General features: G+C 69.7%; 16 protein-coding genes. 5 read left to right on the forward strand and 11 right to left on the reverse strand.

Translation table 11 applies throughout. From position 1 onward, the window contains the following. Positions 1-76 precede the first annotated feature (76 nt). Positions 77-1,024, reverse strand: coding sequence for a heme o synthase (locus ACWGDX_RS19600; protein WP_453627168.1), 948 nt, complete (start codon positions 1,022-1,024; stop codon positions 77-79). 337 nt (positions 1,025-1,361) lie between these two features. On the opposite strand from ACWGDX_RS19600, the gene tkt reads away from it, so the two are divergent. Genes tkt through pgl form a run of 5 tightly spaced genes read left to right on the forward strand, consistent with a single transcriptional unit; the run spans position 1,362 to position 7,935 of the window. Continuing rightward, on the forward strand, positions 1,362-3,437 hold the full coding sequence (gene tkt, locus ACWGDX_RS19605) for a transketolase (RefSeq protein WP_453627170.1): 2,076 nt from the start codon (positions 1,362-1,364) through the stop codon (positions 3,435-3,437). A 34-nt stretch (positions 3,438-3,471) separates the two neighbouring features. Next, complete coding sequence (gene tal / locus ACWGDX_RS19610; protein WP_453627172.1) at positions 3,472-4,590, forward strand: transaldolase; 1,119 nt, start codon at positions 3,472-3,474, stop codon at positions 4,588-4,590. A 5-nt stretch (positions 4,591-4,595) separates the two neighbouring features. Continuing rightward, on the forward strand, positions 4,596-6,128 hold the full coding sequence (gene zwf, locus ACWGDX_RS19615; RefSeq protein ID WP_453627174.1) for a glucose-6-phosphate dehydrogenase: 1,533 nt from the start codon (positions 4,596-4,598) through the stop codon (positions 6,126-6,128). Next, entirely contained in the window at positions 6,125-7,156 is a 1,032-nt protein-coding gene (opcA, locus tag ACWGDX_RS19620) for a glucose-6-phosphate dehydrogenase assembly protein OpcA (RefSeq protein WP_453627176.1), read from the forward strand. The genes zwf and opcA overlap by 4 nt, the downstream gene beginning before the upstream one ends. Next, positions 7,153-7,935, forward strand: coding sequence for a 6-phosphogluconolactonase (pgl, locus tag ACWGDX_RS19625; RefSeq protein ID WP_365902472.1), 783 nt, complete (start codon positions 7,153-7,155; stop codon positions 7,933-7,935). Before opcA ends, pgl begins: the two co-directional genes overlap by 4 nt. A gap of 138 nt (positions 7,936-8,073) precedes the next feature. Here pgl and ACWGDX_RS19630 read toward each other — a convergent pair whose 3' ends face one another. The 10 genes from ACWGDX_RS19630 to ACWGDX_RS19675 all read right to left on the reverse strand — a co-directional run bounded on the left by ACWGDX_RS19630 (position 8,074) and on the right by ACWGDX_RS19675 (position 20,274). Next, positions 8,074-8,913 carry a poly-gamma-glutamate hydrolase family protein gene (locus tag ACWGDX_RS19630; protein ID WP_453627178.1) on the reverse strand — a complete coding sequence of 280 codons (840 nt, stop codon included), beginning with the start codon at positions 8,911-8,913 and terminating at the stop codon, positions 8,074-8,076. A 149-nt stretch (positions 8,914-9,062) separates the two neighbouring features. Then, a complete protein-coding gene (locus ACWGDX_RS19635; protein WP_453627180.1) occupies positions 9,063-10,655 on the reverse strand; it encodes a PH domain-containing protein in 1,593 nt (530 codons plus the stop codon). After that, positions 10,652-11,164: a PH domain-containing protein gene (locus tag ACWGDX_RS19640; protein WP_453627182.1), complete on the reverse strand. Its 513-nt coding sequence runs from the start codon at positions 11,162-11,164 to the stop codon at positions 10,652-10,654. The genes ACWGDX_RS19635 and ACWGDX_RS19640 overlap by 4 nt, the downstream gene beginning before the upstream one ends. Further along, entirely contained in the window at positions 11,154-12,806 is a 1,653-nt protein-coding gene (gene pgi / locus ACWGDX_RS19645; protein WP_453627273.1) for a glucose-6-phosphate isomerase, read from the reverse strand. Before pgi ends, ACWGDX_RS19640 begins: the two co-directional genes overlap by 11 nt. Before the next feature lie 257 nt (positions 12,807-13,063). Beyond that, positions 13,064-13,399 (reverse strand): RNA polymerase-binding protein RbpA, encoded by a 336-nt coding sequence (locus tag ACWGDX_RS19650; RefSeq protein WP_003976875.1) that lies wholly within the window; start codon positions 13,397-13,399, stop codon positions 13,064-13,066. A gap of 170 nt (positions 13,400-13,569) precedes the next feature. Then, complete coding sequence (gene secG, locus ACWGDX_RS19655) at positions 13,570-13,800, reverse strand: preprotein translocase subunit SecG (RefSeq protein ID WP_363083672.1); 231 nt, start codon at positions 13,798-13,800, stop codon at positions 13,570-13,572. A 186-nt stretch (positions 13,801-13,986) separates the two neighbouring features. Next, positions 13,987-14,763, reverse strand: a complete 777-nt coding sequence (gene tpiA / locus ACWGDX_RS19660) for a triose-phosphate isomerase (protein ID WP_453627184.1) — start codon at positions 14,761-14,763, stop codon at positions 13,987-13,989. A gap of 7 nt (positions 14,764-14,770) precedes the next feature. After that, positions 14,771-15,982 (reverse strand): phosphoglycerate kinase, encoded by a 1,212-nt coding sequence (locus tag ACWGDX_RS19665; RefSeq protein ID WP_453627185.1) that lies wholly within the window; start codon positions 15,980-15,982, stop codon positions 14,771-14,773. A gap of 155 nt (positions 15,983-16,137) precedes the next feature. Continuing rightward, positions 16,138-17,142 carry a type I glyceraldehyde-3-phosphate dehydrogenase gene (gene gap, locus ACWGDX_RS19670; RefSeq protein ID WP_382859351.1) on the reverse strand — a complete coding sequence of 335 codons (1,005 nt, stop codon included), beginning with the start codon at positions 17,140-17,142 and terminating at the stop codon, positions 16,138-16,140. A gap of 180 nt (positions 17,143-17,322) precedes the next feature. Next, positions 17,323-20,274: a M14 family zinc carboxypeptidase gene (locus ACWGDX_RS19675; RefSeq protein WP_453627187.1), complete on the reverse strand. Its 2,952-nt coding sequence runs from the start codon at positions 20,272-20,274 to the stop codon at positions 17,323-17,325. Positions 20,275-20,290 lie beyond the last annotated feature (16 nt).

Raw genomic sequence — 20,290 nt, forward strand, 5'->3', positions numbered from 1 at the left:
GCATCAGCCACGTGCCCCGCCCGTCCGGAGCTCCGGCGCCTCGGCGATCGCGGCGTCCCAGGCCGTTCCCGGCGGTCTAGCGCAGGAAGGGGTCCACCGCCACCGCCACGAAGAGCAGCGACACATAGGTGATGGACCAGTGGAACAGCCGCATCTCCTTGAGCTTGCCGCCCGTCTCGCCGGCCTTGGCACGGGCCTGGAGGCCATGCGCCTCCCAGAGCCACCAGCCGCCCGCCGCCAGCGCCACCGACGTGTAGAACCAGCCGGTGTACCCCAGGGGGGTCAGCAGCAGCGAGACGACGACCATCACCCAGCTGTAGAGGACGATATGGCGGGCCACCACGCGATTGGTCGCGACGACCGGGAGCATCGGCACACCCGCGCGCTCGTAGTCCGCCTTCACCTTCATCGACAGCGGCCAGTAGTGCGGCGGCGTCCAGAAGAAGATGACGAGGAAGAGGATGACGGCGGCCCAGGACACCGAGTTGGTGACGGCGGACCAGCCGATCAGCACCGGCATACAGCCGGCGATCCCGCCCCAGACGATGTTCTGCGCGGTACGGCGCTTGAGGATCATCGTGTAGACGACGACGTAGAAGAGGAGCGCCCCCAGCGAGAGCGCCGCCGAGAGCCAGTTGACCAGAAAACCGAACCAGAGCGTGGAGCCCACGGTCAGCGTGAGGCCGAAGACCAGCCCTTCACGGGGCGAGACCATGCCGGTCACCAGGGGGCGCCGCGACGTACGGTCCATGAGCGCGTCGATGTCACGGTCGATGTACATGTTCAGCGCGTTGGCGCCACCGGCGGAGAGATAGCCGCCGACACACGTAGTGACCACCAGCCACAGATCCGGCACGCTCCCGGCGGCCAGGAACATCACCGGAACAGTGGTGATGAGCAGCAGTTCGATGATCCGTGGCTTGGTCAGCGCCACGAACGCCTTGACACGGGCCCCGAACGGCCGATGGCCCCCCGGACTCGGAGTCAGGACGACCCCTGCGGGTCGGGACTCGACGGCCGTCACGCACACCCCTGACAGAGAAATCCCAGCAAGCTCCGGGCGTGCAGCCCCGGTGAAGCTTGCGCGTACCACGCCACTCTAGACGTTGCCCAGACACCGATCTTCGCGGGGGTGGGATGGCCTTCGGGGCGCCCGGAACACCGTCCCCGCGGGCCCCGGGACCGTCCGTACGCGCTGCCGGAAGGCGAAGTCCAAGCTGCCGGGAGGCGAAGTCCAGCCCATCACCGCACCCTGGTACGCAGGGGAAAGGTTGGGCGAGCCCACGAGGGTAGGCTCGACAACGAACCGGTGCGCCCTCAGACACCGGGATTGGACATGTGGAGAGGAGCCCTGACTCAGGGTGAGCACCAAGCCGACCACCACAGACCTCGAGTGGACCGAACTGGACCGCCGGGCGGTCGATACCGTTCGTGTCCTGGCCATGGATTCCGTACAGAAGGTCGGCAACGGCCATCCCGGTACGGCCATGAGCCTGGCCCCTGCCGCCTATGTGCTCTTCCAGAAGCTCATGCGGCACGACCCCGCCGATGCCCAGTGGACCGGCCGCGACCGGTTCATCCTCTCGGCCGGCCACTCCAGCCTGACTCTCTACATCCAGCTCTATCTGGCCGGTTACGGCCTGGAACTGAGCGATCTGGAGTCGTTCCGCACCTGGGGTTCGAAGACCCCGGGCCACCCGGAGTACGGGCACACCGTCGGTGTCGAGACCACCACGGGCCCGCTCGGCCAGGGTGTCGCGAACGCGGTGGGCATGGCGATGGCCGCCCGGTACGAGCGCGGTCTGTACGACCCGGACGCGCCGGCGGGCACCTCCCCGTTCGACCACACCATCTGGGCCATCGCCGGTGACGGCTGTCTCCAGGAGGGCATCTCCGCGGAGGCGTCGTCGCTGGCCGGCCACCAGAAGCTGGGCAATCTCGTCCTGCTCTGGGACGACAACCACATCTCGATCGAGGGCGACACGGAGACCGCGGTCTCCGAGGACACCCTCAAGCGGTACGAGGCGTACGGCTGGCACGTCCAGCGTGTCGAGCAGCTGCCGAGCGGCGACCTCGACCCGGCCGGTCTCCACCGTGCGCTCAAGGCCGCGCAGGCCGAGACCGAGCGCCCCTCCTTCATCGCGGCCCGCTCGATCATCGCCTGGCCCGCCCCGCACGCGCAGAACACCGAGGCCGCGCACGGCTCGGCGCTCGGCGACGCGGAGGTCGCGGCGACCAAGAAGGTCCTCGGCTTCGACCCCGAGAAGTCCTTCGACGTCTCCGAGGAGGTGCTCGCGCACACCCGTGAGGCCCTCGACCGCGGCCGTGAGGTCCGCGGCGAGTGGGAGAAGTCCTTCGCCGCCTGGCGCACCGCCAACCCGGAGCGCGCCGCGACGTTCGACCGGATCAGGGCCGGTGAACTCCCCACGGGGTGGGAGGAGAAGCTCCCCGCGTTCGAGGCCGGCAAGTCGGTCGCCACGCGCGCCGCGTCCGGCAAGGTGCTCCAGGCGCTCGGCGCGGTCATCCCCGAGCTGTGGGGCGGCTCCGCCGACCTGGCGGGCTCGAACAACACCACCATCGACAAGACGTCGTCGTTCCTCCCGGTGGGCAATCCGCTGCCGGAGGCCGACCCGTACGGCCGTACGGTGCACTACGGCATCCGCGAGCACGCCATGGGCTCGACGATGAACGGCATCGCGCTGCACGGCAACACCCGTATCTACGGCGGCACTTTCCTGGTGTTCTCCGACTACATGCGCGCGGCCGTGCGGCTGGCGGCGCTGATGCGGGTACCGGTCACCTATGTCTGGACGCATGACTCGATCGGTCTGGGCGAGGACGGTCCGACCCACCAGCCCGTCGAGCATCTCGCCGTGCTGCGTGCCATTCCGGGGCTGAACATCGTCCGCCCGGCCGACGCCAACGAGACGGCCGTCGCCTGGCGCGAGATCCTCAGGCGCCATGACAAGGGCGCTCCGCACGGTCTGGCGCTCACCCGTCAGGGCGTGCCGACGTACGAGCCCAACGACGAGGCGGCCAAGGGCGGTTATGTGCTGTTCGACGCCGAGGGCGGCGCCCCCCAGGTCGTACTGATCGGTACGGGCTCCGAGGTGCAGCTCGCCGTGGAGGCGCGTGAGCGGCTCCAGGCCGACGGCATCCCGACGCGGGTCGTCTCCATGCCCTCGGTCGAGTGGTTCGAGGAGCAGGACCAGACGTACAAGGACAGTGTTCTGCCGCCTTCCGTGAAGGCGCGGGTGGCGGTCGAGGCCGGCATCGGACTGACCTGGCACCGGTTTGTGGGCCAGTCCGGCCGCATCGTGTCGCTGGAGCACTTCGGAGCCTCGGCCGACGGCAAGGTCCTCTTCCGCGAGTTCGGTTTCACCGCGGAGGCGGTGGCCGCCGCGGCCCGGGAATCTCTGACGGATTCGGCGCGCTGACACCCGTATACGAACAGTAGGAGATGCAACTCTTATGACAGACGCACTCAAGCGCCTCTCCGACGAAGGCGTCGCGATCTGGCTCGACGACCTGTCGCGCACGCGCATCACATCCGGCAATCTCGCCGAACTGATCGATCAGCAGCATGTGGTGGGTGTGACCACGAACCCGTCGATCTTCCAGAAGGCGATCTCCCAGGGCAGCGGTTACGACGCCCAGCTCGCGGATCTCGCGGTCCGCAAGGTCACCGTCGAGGAGGCCGTCCGTATGATCACCACGGCGGACGTCCGTGACGCCGCCGACATCCTGCGTCCGGTCTTCGACGCGACGCAGGGCCAGGACGGCCGGGTCTCCATCGAGGTCGACCCGCGCCTCGCGCACCGGACCGAGGCGACCATCGCCGAGGCCAAGCAGCTCGCCTGGCTGGTGGACCGCCCCAACACCCTTATCAAGATCCCGGCGACGAAGGCCGGTCTCCCGGCCATCACCGAGACCATCGGCCGGGGCATCAGCGTCAATGTCACGCTGATCTTCTCGCTGGAGCGCTACCGCGAGGTCATGGACGCCTATATCTCGGGTCTGGAGAAGGCCGAGGCGGCCGGCCTCGATCTCTCCAAGATCCACTCGGTGGCGTCCTTCTTCGTGTCCCGCGTGGACACGGAGATCGACAAGCGGCTCGACGCGCTGGGCACCCCCGAGGCCAAGGAGGCCCGCGGCAAGGCGGCCCTGGCCAACGCGCGCCTCGCGTACGAGGCGTACGAGGAGGTCTTCTCCTCCGACCGCTGGGCGGCCCTGGACCGGGCGCAGGCCAACAAGCAGCGTCCGCTCTGGGCCTCGACCGGGGTGAAGGACCCGGCGTACAAGGACACGCTGTACGTCGACGAGCTGGTGGCGCCCAACACGGTGAACACCATGCCGGAGGCGACCCTGGAGGCCACCGCCGGCCACGGTGCCATCACCGGTGACACGGTGCGTGGGACGTACGACCAGGCGCGCGCGGATCTGGCGGCCGTGGCCGCGCTGGGCATCTCGTACGACGACGTCGTCCAGCTGCTGGAGGACGAGGGCGTCGAGAAGTTCGAGGCGTCCTGGAACGACCTGCTCAAGTCGACCGAGGCGGAGCTGAAGCGCCTCGCCCCTTCGGAGGGCTGATTTCCTTGACCGCAACCCACGGGGCGAATCCGCTCCGTGACGCCGCGGACCGACGGCTCCCGCGTATCGCGGGGCCGTCGGGCCTGGTCATCTTCGGTGTCACGGGGGATCTGTCCCGCAAGAAGCTGATGCCCGCGATCTATGACCTGGCCAACCGCGGTCTGCTCCCGCCGGGCTTCTCGCTCGTCGGCTTCGCGCGCCGCGAGTGGCAGGACGAGGACTTCGCGCAGGAGGTCCACGACGCCGTCAAGGAGCACGCGCGTACGCCGTTCCGTGAGGAGGTCTGGCAGCAGCTCATCCAGGGGATGCGCTTCGTCCAGGGCGACTTCGGCGACGACGACGCGTTCGAGAATCTGAAGGCGACGATCGCGGACCTGGACAAGACCCAGGGCACCGGCGGCAACTTCGCCTTCTATCTCTCCGTACCGCCCAAGTTCTTCCCGCAGGTCGTCCAGCAGCTCAAGAAGCACGGGCTGGCCGACCAGAAGGAGGGCTCCTGGCGGCGCGCGGTCATCGAGAAGCCGTTCGGCCACGATCTGACCTCGGCGAAGCAGCTCAACAAGGTCGTCCACGAGGTCTTCCCGTCCAACGAGGTCTTCCGGATCGACCACTATCTGGGCAAGGAGACCGTCCAGAACATCCTGGCGCTGCGGTTCGCCAACACCCTCTTCGAGCCGATCTGGAACCGGTCGTACGTCGACCATGTCCAGATCACCATGGCCGAGGACATCGGCATCGGCGGCCGGGCCGGCTACTACGACGGCATCGGCGCCGCCCGTGATGTCATCCAGAACCACCTGCTCCAGCTCCTCGCGCTGACCGCCATGGAGGAGCCCGCCTCCTTCGACGCGGACGCGCTGGTCGCGGAGAAGACCAAGGTGCTGGGCGCGGTGCGGCTGCCCAAGGACCTGGGCGCGGACACCGTGCGCGGGCAGTACGCCGCGGGCTGGCAGGGCGGCGTGCAGGCCGTCGGCTACCTGGAAGAGGACGGGATCGACAGCAAGTCGAAGACCGACACCTACGCCGCGATCAAGCTGGAGATCGACAACCGCCGCTGGGCGGGCGTCCCGTTCTACCTCCGTACCGGAAAGCGGCTCGGCCGCCGGGTCACGGAGATCGCGCTGGTCTTCCAGCGTGCCCCGCACTCCCCCTTCGACCACACCTCCACGGAGGAGCTGGGGCAGAACGCCCTGGTCATCCGGGTGCAGCCGGACGAGGGCGTGACGATGCGATTCGGCTCCAAGGTGCCCGGCACCTCGATGGAGGTACGGGACGTCTCGATGGACTTCGCGTACGGCGAGTCCTTCACCGAGTCCAGCCCCGAGGCGTACGAGCGGCTCATCCTCGATGTGCTGCTCGGCGACTCGAACCTCTTCCCGCGGGTGGAGGAGGTCGAGCTGTCCTGGAAGATCCTCGACCCGATCGAGGAGTACTGGGAGAAGCACGGCAGGCCCGCGCAGTACGAGTCCGGGACCTGGGGTCCGGTCGAGGCGGACGAAATGCTCGCACGAGACGGACGGAGCTGGCGCCGGCCATGAAGATCGACCTTACGGACACCACGTCCAGCAAGATCAACAAGGCGTTGGTGCAGGGGCGCCGGGCGATCGGCACACCCGCCGTCGGCATGGTCCTGACCCTGGTCATCGTCACCGACGAGGAGAACCAGTACGACGCGCTCCGGGCCGCCGACGAGGCGTCCCGCGAGCATCCCTCGCGCAAGCTCGTCGTCGTCAAGCGGTTCTCGCGCTCGGCGCGCGAGCGGTCCAAGGCGCGGCTGGACGCGGAAGTACGGGTGGGCGCGGACGCGGGCACCGGTGAGACGGTCGTCCTGCGGCTGTACGGCGAGGTCATCGACCACGCCCAGTCGGTGGTGCTGCCGCTGCTGCTGCCCGACGCCCCGGTCGTCGTGTGGTGGCCCGTGAACCCGCCGGCCAACCCGGCCAAGGACGCGCTGGGCAAGCTGGCGCAGCGCCGGGTGACGGACAGCCACGCGGCGGAGAACCCGACCGAGGAACTGACGGTCCGCGCCGACGCGTACACCCCGGGCGACACCGATCTGGCCTGGACCCGCATCACGCCCTGGCGCTCGATGCTGGCCGCCGCGCTGGACCAGGTGGACTGCGCCATCACCTCCGTGGAGGTGGAGGGCGAGCAGCACAATCCGAGCTCCGAACTGCTCGCCATGTGGCTCGCGGACCGGCTGCACGTACCGGTACGGCGCTCCGTCTCCTCGGGGCCGGGTCTCACGGCCGTACGGCTGGAGACCACCTGCGGCCCGATCAGTCTGCACCGGGCCGACGGCTCGCTGGCGACCCTCTCCATCGAGGGCCAGCCGGACCGCGCGGTGGCGCTGAAGCGGCGGGACACCTCCGAGCTGATCGCGGAGGAGCTGCGCCGGCTGGACCCGGACGACATCTACGCGTCGGCTCTGCGGTTCGGTGTGGAGCGGCTGGGCGGTGCGCCGGACCCGTCGTCCGCCGGACCCTCCGACGGATCCGGTGCGCCGGGTACGGCCGCGACCGCCACGGCGAAGAAGGCTCCGGCCAAGAAGGCGGCGTCCAAGTGAGTGCCCCGCAGGTGGTCGTCCACCGGGACAAGGAGCTGATGGCCCAGGCCGCGGCGGCCCGGCTGATCACCAAGGTCGTGGACGCCCAGGCCGCCCGGGGCTCCGCCTCGGTGGTGCTGACGGGCGGACGCAACGGCAACGGGCTGCTGGCCGCGCTGTCGGCGGCGCCCGCCCGGGACGCGATCGACTGGGCACGGCTGGATCTGTGGTGGGGCGACGAGCGCTTCCTGCCCGAGGGTGACCCGGAGCGGAATGTCACCCAGGCCCGGGAGGCGCTGCTCGGCTCGGTGCCGCTGGACCCGTCACGGGTGCACGCGATGCCGGCCTCGGACGGTCCTTACGGCAGCGATGTGGAGGCCGCGGCCGCCGCGTACGCCACCGAGCTCGCCGCGGCGTCCCGGCCGGAGGACCACGGTCCGGTGCCGACGTTCGACGTCCTGATGCTGGGGGTCGGGCCGGACACGCACGTCGCGTCGCTCTTCCCGGAGCTGCCCGGCGTACGGGAGACCGAGCGCACGGTGGTCGCCGTGCACGGCGCTCCCAAGCCTCCGCCGACCCGTATCTCGCTCACCCTGCCCGCGATCCGCGCGGCCCATGAGGTCTGGCTGCTCGCGGCGGGCGAGGACAAGGCGAAGGCGGCGGAGATCGCCCTGTCGGGCGCGGGTGAGATCCAGGCCCCGGCGGCGGGCGCGTACGGCAGGAGCCGCACCCTGTGGCTGCTGGACGCGGCGGCGGCCTCGGGGCTGCCGCGCGGTCTCTATCCGCCGGCCTCGGCCTGACGATCCGTCAGTCCGGTGCCGCGAAGGCCCGGTTCACCAAGGCCCGGTCCGCCATCAGGCGGGCCGGGCCTTCGTGTGTCCCGTACGGGAGTCCGTCCGGTCGTCCGTCCCGGAGCGGTCGTCCGTCCCGGAGCGGCGTCAGAGAATGATCTGCTCGGCGGTCGCCTCCAGGTCCGCGACGGCGCCGCGGGCCGCGCCCACGAAACGGTCGAAGACCTCGTTGGTGGAGCCGGGGCGGCCCAGCCGGGTGTAGACGCCGAACATGCTCTCGCGCAGTTCGGTGGTGATCTCCAGCTGGCCCCCCATACCGAGGAGCGTGCGGTTGGCGATGTTCTGGGGCTGCACCCCGGCGAGATCGGGCACGTCCGAGCCGTCGATCGTCTGGAACCCGGCCGCGCCGAGGGCCGTGTGCAGCAGCTCCTTGAAGCGGTCGTTGCGTCCGCCCACCACGACGGCCTCGGGACGGCTCGCCGGGGCACCGGCCTGGTCGGCCTGGCAGCCGTGCAGGCTCAGCACATTGAGACTGCCCGCCGCCAGGGAGAGCGCGACTCCGTCGTCGCAATGCGACGAGGTGACATGCATCGTCCCGTTGCCGGTGGACTTGAGCCCCTCGAACATCCAGTAGTCGTACACCGGGCCGCCCGCCGGTGTGACCGCGAAGGTGGCCGGGTGGTAGCCGGCTATGGCGAGGCACAGCTCCGAGGTCCCGGGCTCGATGCCGCCGCCGTGCGGTGCCATGACGGTGGTACGCGGGTAGCGGTAGGCGGTGCCGAGGCTGCTGTCGAGGGTCTCGTGCCGCTTGTAGCGGCGGGCGAAGTCCAGGCCCTCACGGCCCGCGAGCCTGGTGTAGAGGTCCGTGTTGGACGCGTAGTCGTCGGCGGCGTACGCGGGTGAGGCGCCGGCCCCGGCCAGCAGGGACCCGCTCACGGTGGCGGTGGCCAGGGCGGCGAGGACCGTACGACGGCTGGTGTATGTCATGCCCCCATGATCCACTCGTCCCGGCACGGAGGCGAGGCCTTTACCGCGCTTCCTCAATCCCCGCTCCTCGTTTCCCCTCCCCCCGGACTCCCCGGCTTCCCGGACTCCCCGGACTCCCCGGCCGGACCGGAAGAGAGGTCACTCCCGAGTCACTCCCCGATCAGAAAGGGCTCCAGCAGACCGGGAACGGCCTCCGCCGCGAAGGCCAGGCCCTCGCCCTCCGCCGTGTCGTACACGTGGTACGCGCCGCTTCCCGCGGCCGTGGTCGCGGTCAGGGTCAGCAGACCCGCGCGGCGCTGGAAGTAGGACTGCCGGACCGTCCAGCCGATCACTCCGCCGCGCTGAAGGGCGACGGTCGTACGGCGCAGCGTGCCCGAGCGGGCCACCAGATAGCCGCCGCCGAGGCCATGGCCCAGATTGCGGTACGAGTCGAGCGCGAGCAGCACCGCGACCGGCAGCGCCACCACGGCACCCACCGCCGCGACGATCAGCAGCACACCGGTCAGCAGCAGACCGAGGACCGCCAGGAGCGCCGGCGGCAGCAGTGCGGCGGACAGGGCCCAGCGCAGCCTGCGCGCACGGGCCGCGCGGGGGTGCGGAGCCAGCGGGACCGCCCGCGTCGGGGAGACGGGCTCCCGCAGTATCCGGGCCGCCACCTCGTCCGCCACCGCGCGCGGCGCGGGCGGCAGCAGGCTCTTCTGGTCGGCCTGCTCGTCCTCCTCGTCCTGCGCGAGGCCCGTGGCGACCGCGTCCAGCCTGGCCGCGCCGGCCAGCCGGACACCGAGCGGTTCGACCAGTTCCACCCCGCGCAGCCGCCGCTCCTCGATGGAGACCGAGCGGGAGGTGAACAGCCCCCGCCGGACCCGCAGGGTGCCTCCGGGCTCCCGTTCCAGCCGGTAGTTCCACCACATCTCGATCCAGAGGGCGAGCGCGCCGACGACCCCCGCGATCCCCGCCGCCACCGCGAACCCCACGAGCAGCACGATCCCCCAGACGGGAGAGATGTCCCGCACATGGCCGCCGGCCCAGTGGACCACCCGGCCCTGCACACCGAACCACTCGCTGAGCTGGAACAGTCCGCCGACGCCCGCGCCCGCCAGCGCCAGACTGAGGAAGGAGAGCGGCGCGTACCGGATCCAGCCCGGATCGAGCGCCGCCAGCATGCCGTCGTCGGCGCCTCCCGCGGCCCCGTCCCCCTCGGCCGCGCGGCCGAGCAGCGCCGTACGGAGCCGTTCGCCCTCGGCCCTGGTGACCGGGTCGAGTTCCAGCGTGGACTCACCGCCGGTCTGCTCTCCGGTCCCTATCCGGACCTTCACCAGCCCGAGCAGCCGGAGCAGCGGATTGGCCGTGAGATCGACCGTCCGTATCCGCTCGCGCGCCAGCGAGCGCCGTTTGACCAGGAAGAGACCCGTGTGCAGCTCGGCGCGCTCGGGACCTGTGCGGTACCGGGTACGGCGCCAGCGCACATAGTCCCCGAACGTACCGGCGACGATCAGCAGCGCGGCGCCCGACAGTACCCAGATGAACGCCTCCCCGAGGGGGCGGCTGCCCGCCAGTCCCATGACGGCGGGCACCCCGGCACCCACGACGAACCCCGTCAGGACCACCACGGTGACCAGCAGAGTGCGCCGGTCGAGCCGCCGCCAGCTCTCCTCCCCGGCCGCCCCGGGGTCCTCCAGGCCCAGGGACCCGGCGGTCCCCGCGGGTTCCCGGGCCCCCGCGGCGTCCGCGGGGTCGCTCATGTGGCGTCCCCGGGGGTCGCCTCGGTGATCCGGGTCAGCCGCTCGGCCAGCTCCGCGGCCAGCTCGTGGTCGAGCCCCTCGATATGGACCGCGCCCTTGGAGGACGCGGTGGTGACGATCACCGTGGCGAGCCGGAAGAGCTGCTCCAGCGGACCGCGCACGGTGTCCACGGTCTGTATCCGGGACATCGGCGCGATCCGCCACTCCTGCCAGAAGAAGCCGGTACGGACGTAGACCGCCTCCTCCGTCACCTCCCAGCGGTGCACCCTGAACCACCACACGGGTATCAGCGCCGTGCAGAGGAGGCCGAGCACCGCCAGGACGGCGGCGGGGACCAGCAGCCACGCCCGTGCGGGGGCGATGAACGCCCCCAGCACGGCCGGTACCCCCGCCGCCACCACGGTCAGCGCCAGCCACTGGGCGCGCCACCAGCCGATGGCGCGCTCGTTCAGTGTGTTGTTGGGCGGCCGGAGCCGCCGCGCCCCCTCCGCCACCGGTTCAGCGGCCACGCAGTGACCGGTACGCGGCGACCAGCGCCGCGGTCGAGGCGTCGAGCTGGTCGCCGGGCTCCTCGCCGGTGAGTACGGGCTCGATCCGCTTGGCGAGCACCTTGCCCAGCTCAACACCCCACTGGTCGAAGGAATCGATGTTCCAGACGGCGCCCTGGACGAACACCTTGTGCTCGTAGAGCGCGATGAGCTGGCCCAGCACGGACGGGGTGAGGGTCTCGGCGAGGATCGTGGTCGTCGGGTGGTTGCCGCGGAAGGTCTTGTGCGGCACCAGCTCCTCCGGCACGCCCTCGGCCCGTACCTCGTCGGGTGTCTTGCCGAAGGCGAGCGCCTGGGTCTGCGCGAAGAAGTTGGCCATCAGCAGATCGTGCTGTGCGACCAGTCCGGGCAGCAGATCGTCGACGGGCCGGGCGAAGCCGATGAAGTCGGCCGGGATGACCTTGGTGCCCTGGTGGATCAACTGGTAGTACGCGTGCTGCCCGTTGGTGCCCGGTGTGCCCCAGACCACGGGTCCGGTCTGCCATTCGACCGGCCGGCCCTCCCGGTCCACCGACTTGCCGTTGGACTCCATGTCGAGCTGCTGGAGATAGGCCGTGAACTTCGACAGATAGTGGCTGTAGGGCAGGACGGCGTGCGACTGGGCGTCGAAGAACGACCCGTACCAGATCCCCAGCAGCCCCAGCAGCAGAGGCGCGTTGGCCTCCGGCGGCGCGGTACGGAAGTGCTCGTCGACCAGATGGAAGCCGTCCAGCATCTCCCGGAACCGGCCGGGCCCGATCGCGATCATCAGCGAGAGGCCGATGGCCGAGTCGTACGAGTAGCGCCCGCCCACCCAGTCCCAGAACTCGAACATGTTGGCCGTGTCGATACCGAACTCGGCGACCTTGCCGGCGTTGGTGGAGAGCGCCACGAAGTGCTGGGCGACGGCCTCCTGCCCGGCGCCCAGCCCGGTCAGCAGCCAGGAGCGGGCCGAGGTGGCGTTGGTGATGGTCTCGATGGTGGTGAAGGTCTTGGAGGCGACGATGAAGAGCGTCTCGGCCGGGTCCAGGTCCCGTACGGCCTCGTGCAGGTCCGCGCCGTCCACGTTGGAAACGAACCGAACCGTGAGGTCACGGTCGGTGAAGGACCGGAGCACCTCGTAGGCCATCGCGGGCCCGAGGTCCGAACCGCCGATACCGATATTGATCACGTTCTTGATGGGACGCCCGGTGTGACCGGTCCACTCGCCGGACCTGATCCGGTCGGCGAACGCGCTCATCCGGTCGAGTACGGCGTGCACCGCCGGTACGACGTTCTCCCCGTCCACCTCGATGACGGCGTCGCGCGGGGCGCGCAGCGCCGTGTGCAGTACGGCGCGGTCCTCGGTGGTGTTGATCTTCTCGCCGCGGAACATGGCGTCCCGCAGCTCGGCCACCCCGGTCGCCGCGGCCAGCTCACGGAGCAGCGCCAGCGTCTCGTCGGTCACCAGGTGCTTGGAGTAGTCGAGGTAGAGGTCGCCCACCCGGAGGGTGTAGCCGGTGCCGCGCGCCGGATCGGCGGCGAACAGCTCCCGCAGATGCGTCTGCCCGAGCTGTTCACGGTGCTTGCCGAGCGCGTTCCACTCGGGCGTCCGGTTGAGCCTGGTACGGCCTTCTGCGTTCATCTCGGACATCGGTCCACTTCTTCTCGTGCGTGTGTGCGTGCCCTGCTGCCCGTCCAACCTATGCGATCAGGGTGGCCGCGCGACGGCGGGACGAGCCGCGCGGCGGCGGGACGACGCGGGTCACGGACGGGGCAGAACGAACCGGCCGGACACCTGTTGGGTGTCCGGCCGGCTGAAGTATGTCCAGATCTTGCTGTATCCGGATCTCGGTATGTCCGGATCCCGATACCCGGATCCCGATGTCGAGATCCCGATGTCTAGATCTCGCCGCGCAGTTTGGCGAGCGCCTCGGCGAGGATCGCCTCGCCGTCCGCGTCGCTGCGTCGCTCCCGTACATAGGCGAGGTGTGTCTTGTACGGCTCGGTGCGCGGCGGGTCCGGCGGATTGTCCCGGTCCTGACCGGCCGGGAATCCGCAGCGCGGGCAGTCCCACGTCTCCGGAACCTGTGCGTCACTGGCGAAGCTCGGCTGCGTCTCGTGCCCGTTGGAGCACCAGAAGGAGATGCGCAGGCGGGGCGCGGACTCGCCACGCTCAGCCTCACCCATCGGCCCCGCTCCGACCCGGCTTCCCCGGATCGCGTTGCCACTTGCCACGGTCGTAACTCCCTGCGTGATGGTGCCGCAAAGCATCGATAGGCAGCTCCGCTGCCGGGCGCCCCAGTCTACGTAAGGCCCAACGCGCGTCCAGTGAAGGGAGTTACCCCCTGCCGCCCGGCGCGGAACCCCATGATAGGCCGCGCCCGCGACGCCGTACGGTACGCGGCCTAGCTGTCCAGCTTCAGCAGCAGACCAAGCACGACGATGCTCGCGAACCACAGCAGACCGACAACAACGGTGATGCGGTCGAGGTTACGCTCGGCGACGGAGGAACCACCGACGGACGACTGCATTCCGCCACCGAACATGTCGGAGAGGCCGCCGCCCTTCCCCTTGTGCATCAGCACCAGCAGCATCATCAGCAGACTGAAGACGATGAGGGCGATCGAGAACCCCATTACCACGGCTGGACCAACTTCCTCGGACTGACAGGACCGACAGGACTGATGTATCTGATACGCACTGCGGGGACCGGGCGGCATCTTCCGTGAGAACGGACCGGAGATGCCCGTACGGCCCCCGCAAGGGTACGACGGATCCGTGCCACCGCATACTTGCCGGTCACGGAAGCTGCTGACCGGCGCCTACTGGTCCCGGAACCTGACGATCTTGACGAACTCGTCGGCGTCCAGCGCCGCGCCGCCCACCAGGGCGCCGTCCACATCGGGCTGTTTCATGATCGCGGCGACATTCCCGGACTTCACCGAGCCGCCGTACTGGATCCGGACCTGGTCGGCCAGCTCCTGCGAGTACAGCTCGGCCAGCCGCCCGCGGATCGCCCCGCAGACCTCCTGCGCGTCCTCGGGGGTGGCGACCTCGCCGGTGCCGATGGCCCATACGGGCTCGTAGGCGATCACCACGGACCCGGCCTGCTCGGCCGGAATGTCCTCGAGTCCGCCGTCGAGCTGGCTCAGCGTGTAGGAGACCTGGTCACCGGCCTTGCGGATGTCCAGACCCTCGCCCACACAGAGGATCGGGGTCAGCCCGTGCCGGAACGCGGCCTTGACCTTGGCGTTGCAGATCTCGTCCGTCTCGGCGTGGTACTGCCGTCGCTCGGAGTGACCCACCGCGACATAGGCGCACTTCAGCTTCGACAGCATCGGGCCCGAGATCTCGCCGGTGTACGCGCCGGAGTCGTGCGCCGAGATGTCCTGGGCGCCGTACTTGATCTTGAGCTTGTCGCCGTCGACCAGGGTCTGCACGGACCGCAGATCGGTGAAGGGCGGCAGAACGGCCACCTCGACGGCGTCGTAGTCCTTGTCCGTCAATGCGAAGGCGAGCTTCTGGACATGGGCGATGGCCTCGAGGTGGTTGAGGTTCATCTTCCAGTTGCCCGCCATCAGCGGGGTACGAATGCTCATTTGGGGGTCAGTCCTCCAGTGCGGCGAGGCCGGGAAGCGTCTTGCCCTCGAGATATTCGAGGCTGGCGCCGCCACCGGTCGAAATATGGCCGAATGCGTTCTCGTCGAAGCCCAGGATGCGGACGGCGGCGGCGGAGTCGCCACCGCCGACGACGGAGAAGCCCGGGGAGTCGACGAGCGCCTGGGCGACGGCCCTGGTGCCCTCGGCGTAGTCGGGGTGCTCGAAGACGCCCATGGGACCGTTCCAGAAGACGGTCTCGGCGTCGAGGAGCTTGGAAGCGTACAGACGGCCGGTCTCGGGGCCGATGTCCAGGCCCATCTTTCCGGCCGGAATGGCGTCGGCGGCCACCGTGTCGGGGTGCGCGGGCGCCTTGGTCCTCAGGTCCGGGAACTCCGCGGCGACCAGGACGTCCACGGGGAGGACGAACTCCACACCGCGCTCGCCGGCCCGCTTCAGATACTCCTGGACGACGGGGATCTGGTCCTCCTGGACGAGCGAGGAACCGATCTCGTGGCCCTGCGCCTTCAGGAAGGTGAAGAGCATGCCGCCGCCGATCAGGATGCGGTCGGCCTTCTCCAGGAGATGGTCGATGACCCCGAGCTTGTCGGAGACCTTGGCGCCGCCGAGGACCACGGCGTAGGGCCGCCGTACCTCGTCCGTGAGCTTCTTGAGTACGGCGACCTCGGTGGCGATCAGACCGCCCGCCGCGTGCGGCAGCCGGGCCGGCAGATCGACGACCGAGGCGTGCTTGCGGTGCACCGCGCCGAAGCCGTCGCCGACATAGAGATCGGCCAGCCCGGCGAGCTGATCGGCGAAGGCGCCGCGCTCGGCGTCGTCCTTCGAGGTCTCGCCCGGGTTGAAGCGCAGATTCTCGATGACGGCGACCCGGCCGTCGGCCAGGCCCGCGACAGCCGCCTTGGCGGAGTCGCCGACGGTGTCGGTCGCGAACGCCACGTCCGCGCCGAGGAGTTCACCGAGGCGCGCGGCGGCGGGGGCGAGCGAGAAGGCAGGGTCCGGGGCGCCCTTGGGGCGGCCCAGATGGGAGGCGACGATGACCCGGGCGCCGGCCTCGGCGAGCCGGGCGACCGTCGGCAGGACGGCCCGGATCCGGCCGTCGTCGGTGATGGTGGTGCCATCGAGCGGCACATTGAGGTCGGCACGGACGAATACGCGCTTGCCGCCGACCCCTTCGGCGAGAAGTTCGTCGATCGTCTTCATCTGCTGCTGGACTCCTTGGGATGTCTGTCCTTGGGATGCCTGGACAGGCCAACAGGGCTCGAACGGCGCAGCGAGTGCGCCGACCGAGCCCTGTCGCTCATATCGAGATGCCTACCGGCCCTGAACTCGGCGGCCCTGAACTCATGGGCCCTCCGTCAGAGCTGGCCGCCGACGAAGACGGTCAGGTCGACCAGACGGTTGGAGTAGCCCCACTCGTTGTCGTACCAGCCGATGACCTTCACGTTCTTGCCCTGGACCATGGTCAGGGAGGAGTCGAAGGTGCAGGAGGCGGGCCAGTTGACGATGTCCGAGGAGACGATCGGGTCCTCGGTGTAGTCCAGGATGCCCTTGAGCTGGCCCTCGGCGGCCTTCTGGAACGCGGTGTTCACCTCGTCCTTGGTCACCTCGCGCTCCAGCTCGATGACCAGGTCGGTGACGGAGCCCGTCGGGACCGGGACGCGCATCGCGATGCCGTCGAGCTTGCCCGCCAGCTCCGGGATCACCAGCGCGGTGGCCTTGGCGGCACCGGTGGTGGTCGGAATGATGTTCTCCGCGGCGGCGCGGGCGCGGCGCAGGTCGCTGTGCGGGAAGTCCAGGATGCGCTGGTCGTTGGTGTACGCGTGGACCGTCGTCATCATGCCCTTGACGATGCCGAAGTTCTCCAGGAGAACCTTGGCCATCGGCGCCACACAGTTGGTGGTACAGGAGGCGTTGGAGATGATGTGGTGGCTGGCCGCGTCGTACTTGTCCTGGTTGACACCCATCACGATGGTGATGTCCTCGTCCTTGGCCGGAGCCGAGATGAGGACCTTCTTGGCACCGCCAGCGATGTGCTTCGCGGCGTCGGCCTTCTTGGTGAAGATACCGGTCGACTCGATGACGATGTCGACGCCCAGCTCACCCCAGGGGATGTCGGCCGGGTTGCGCTCGGAGAGCACCTTGATCGTGTGCCCGTCGACGGTGATCGTGTCGGCGGTGTGGGTCACCTCGGCCTTGAGGCGGCCCAGAATGGTGTCGTACTTCAGAAGGTGTGCCGTAGTCGCAGTGTCACCCAGGTCGTTGACAGCCACGATCTCGATGTCTGCACCCTGCTCCAGCAGCGCGCGGAAGTAGTTACGACCGATGCGGCCAAAGCCGTTGATGCCTACGCGGATCGTCACGAACCGATCTCCTCGTTAGGTACGCCGGGTTTCGACGCCGGCGAGTTGTATGGGATGTCCCCGACCGCTTATGACCCTACCTCTCCACGGCGGGCGTGGTGACATCGAGTCGCACCGCGAGCCGACGGCGGCCCGTACCCGTCGGTACGGGTACGGGCCGCCATGCGCGTAGGAAGATGATCAGTCCCGCAGGGCTCCCAGCGCCTTGCCGAGGAGCGTCGCGCGCTCCCCCGCGTCCAGGACATGCTCCAGGCCGAATCCGAGCAGTACGGTGTCACGCGTGGTGACCGACGCGTACGACCTGAAGAGTTCCTGGGAGCGCGCCCAGTCCCCCTCCACCGCGGGGCTTCCCTCCGGGGCGCCCGGCGTGGTCCAGGCCCCCAGCGAGGTCTCGAAGCCCTCGGAGGCCTGCTCCACGCCGCCCACGGCGAGTCGCGCGTCGTCCGCGAAGACTCCGCGCCCGCCGCTGCCGGGGTCGGTGATGTAGCTGAGCGACAGCTCGGCCTTGGTGCCCGCGTAGGCGCTCAGGTCGAAGACGACCTGCTGCCAGCCGTTCGAACTGCCGGTGAGGCTGTTCCAGGCGCCGCTGGTGCCGGTCGACGTGCAGCCGTCGTTCCCGAGGGTCAGATAGCGGCCGAGGAACGGATGGCCCTGGAGGAAGAATCCGGCCTCGCACTCGGCGGGGACGGTGGTGCTGGTCGCGCCTCCGGCCTCGGGGAGCGTGGTCCAGTCGTCGGCCCCGGCGGTGTGCGCCTCCAGGACGGCGTGGTCGTACCCCGGCTCGGTGTTCCAGTTGAGCGCGAGGCGCAGCTCCGGCTTGTCGGCCGCGCTGACACCGGTCAGATCGACGGTCCGGGTGAGCCGGCGCCAGTCGTTGTCCTGGTGGGTGGCGGCGGCCATCCACTGGCCCTCGTAGGGGGCGTACGGGTTCGCGGTCCCGGTGTACACGCCCGCCTGCGCGCTGCTGAACTGCGGGAAGGTCTCCGGGTCCAGGGTCTCGGAGGTGACGGTGTAGACGCCCGCCGCGTTCAGCGGGTTGCCGGGCGCCGCGCCGAGCGCTCCGGCCGCTCCCGACAGCGCTCCCGCGCCGCTGTATCCGGTGGCGCGGGCGTTGGACGCACGTCCGTAGGCGCCCAGGTAGTACTGGCTGAAGTCATTGGTCTGGGCCCGCCCGACCTGGGCGTTGCCACCGGCCAGCTCGCCGGCCTCGATGAGCTTGCCGCCCTCGTTGAGGAAGTCGCGCACGGCGATCTGGGTCGCGCCCCCGGGGGCCACGGCGCCCGTGTAGTGCACGGCCGTGGAGAAGTGGCTGAGCACCCCCAGCGGGTGCGGTGCGCCCTGGGTGGCGACGTCCCAGACGACGGCGGTACGCCCGTTGGCGCGCAGGGCGTCGACATAGGTCTGGGCCTGCCGGGCGGGCGCGCCCTCCTCGGCGATCACGATCGTGTCGGCGCTGGGGCGTTCGGCCACGGTGTAGGTGAAGTGCTCGCTGGAGGTGGGCCCTCCGCTCTCCGCCCGTCCGGTGAACCAGACCTCGACGGTGTCACCCGGACCGGCGTCCTCGACCTTGGCGCGGTACTGGTCGAAGTGGAGGTTGTCCTCGCCTCCGTAGGTCTCGCCGCCCTTCCAGGCCCTGATCCGCTCCTGCTCGGTACGGCCGCCGTTGACGCGGTAGTTCAGCTCCATCTTCCGCAGCGACGAGCGCGCGATGACGGAGACCTCCTGGTCGGCGCCGCGCGCGTACGAGGTGGTGAACGGGTCGATGGTGAAGTCGGGGGCGGTCAGGCCGACCGACGAGGCGGGCTGGTCGGGGTGGGCGGCCGTCTCGGCGACGGAGAGCGCGAAGGGGACGTTCTTGGTGAACTCCTCCTGGATCAGCTTCTCGTCGTCGGGGAAGTTGAAGCCGGAGCGGCAGTCCCGTGCCTCCCACGCGTCGTCCGGGTCGTACCCGGACGCGGTCTGGCAGGTCGTCATCTCCGGGGTGAACATCATCGTGCCGTTGACGTTCGCCGCGTGACCGTCGGCCTCGCCGTTGGTCGTGTACAGCTCGGAGGAGACCTGCGGGTAGTAGCCGGGGATGGCGGAGTTCTCCGGGGTGCCCGCGAGCGCCTTGTAGAGCACGTCGTCGGGGGTCGGGGTCGCGACCTGCCAGCCCACGCCGTAGAGGAGCAGTTCGGCGGCGGAGTGGTAGTTGATGCCGTAGTCGAAGTCGATGCGCCGCTCGAAGCGGTCGATGGCCTGTGTCTCGGGCTCGGAGTTGGGGCCCGCGCCGCGGTAGGTCTCGTTGGCGGGCTGCGGGGACGACCCCTCGTCGTCATAGCCCCACTTGTAGGAGAAGTTACGGTTCAGGTCGACGCCGTCGCCGGGCGCGATCTTCCCGTCCCCATCGACGTCCCGGAGGTTCTTGCGCCAGAGGCGGGCGCTGTCGGAGCTGAAGGTGTAGTCGTAGCCGTCGGGGTTGGCGGAGAGGACGAACCACAGCTCGGTGGAGTCGACGAGCCGCGTGATCCGCGGGTTCTTGCCGTAGTTGTCGATGTAGTGGTGCATCAGACGGCGTGTCATCTCGGGAGTGATCCACTCCCGGGCGTGCTGGTTGGACATGTAGAGCACCGACGGCTTGTCACCGTCCTTGGTGGTGCGCGCGCCCTTGCTCACCTTGAGGGCGAGGATGTCCTGGCCGTTGACGGTCTTGCCGATCGAGACGACCTTGGTGATCCCGGGGTTGGCCTGCCCGGTCTCGACGATCTCCTCCTGGAGATTGCCCTCGCCGCTGTACGGGCGGTAGACGCCGTCGCCCGCCGCGCGCGCCCGTGCCGCCGCCTTCGCGGGGACCGTACGCTCGGTGACGCCGACGCCCTGCTTCTCCAGGTCGCGCGCCTGGGCGTCGGTGAGGAACAGTTCGACCTTCGCGGTCCCCTTCTCGGGGGCCCGTTCGGTGAGTTCATGGGCGTCCTGGCCCGCCGAGAGCAGCAGTGGTATCTGCTCCTGGGTGACCTCGGCGTCGAAGACCTTCACCGCGTCGGCGCTGGCGGCGGGGTCCGGGGCCGGCCGTGCCTGGGCGGCGGGCGCCGCCGTCACACCGGCCAGCAGCAGTACGCCTGCGGCGAGTATGGATCTTGCTCTGTGTCTCATGTGCCCCTCTTGCTGT

This window comes from Streptomyces sp. NPDC055025 (assembly GCF_053608565.1).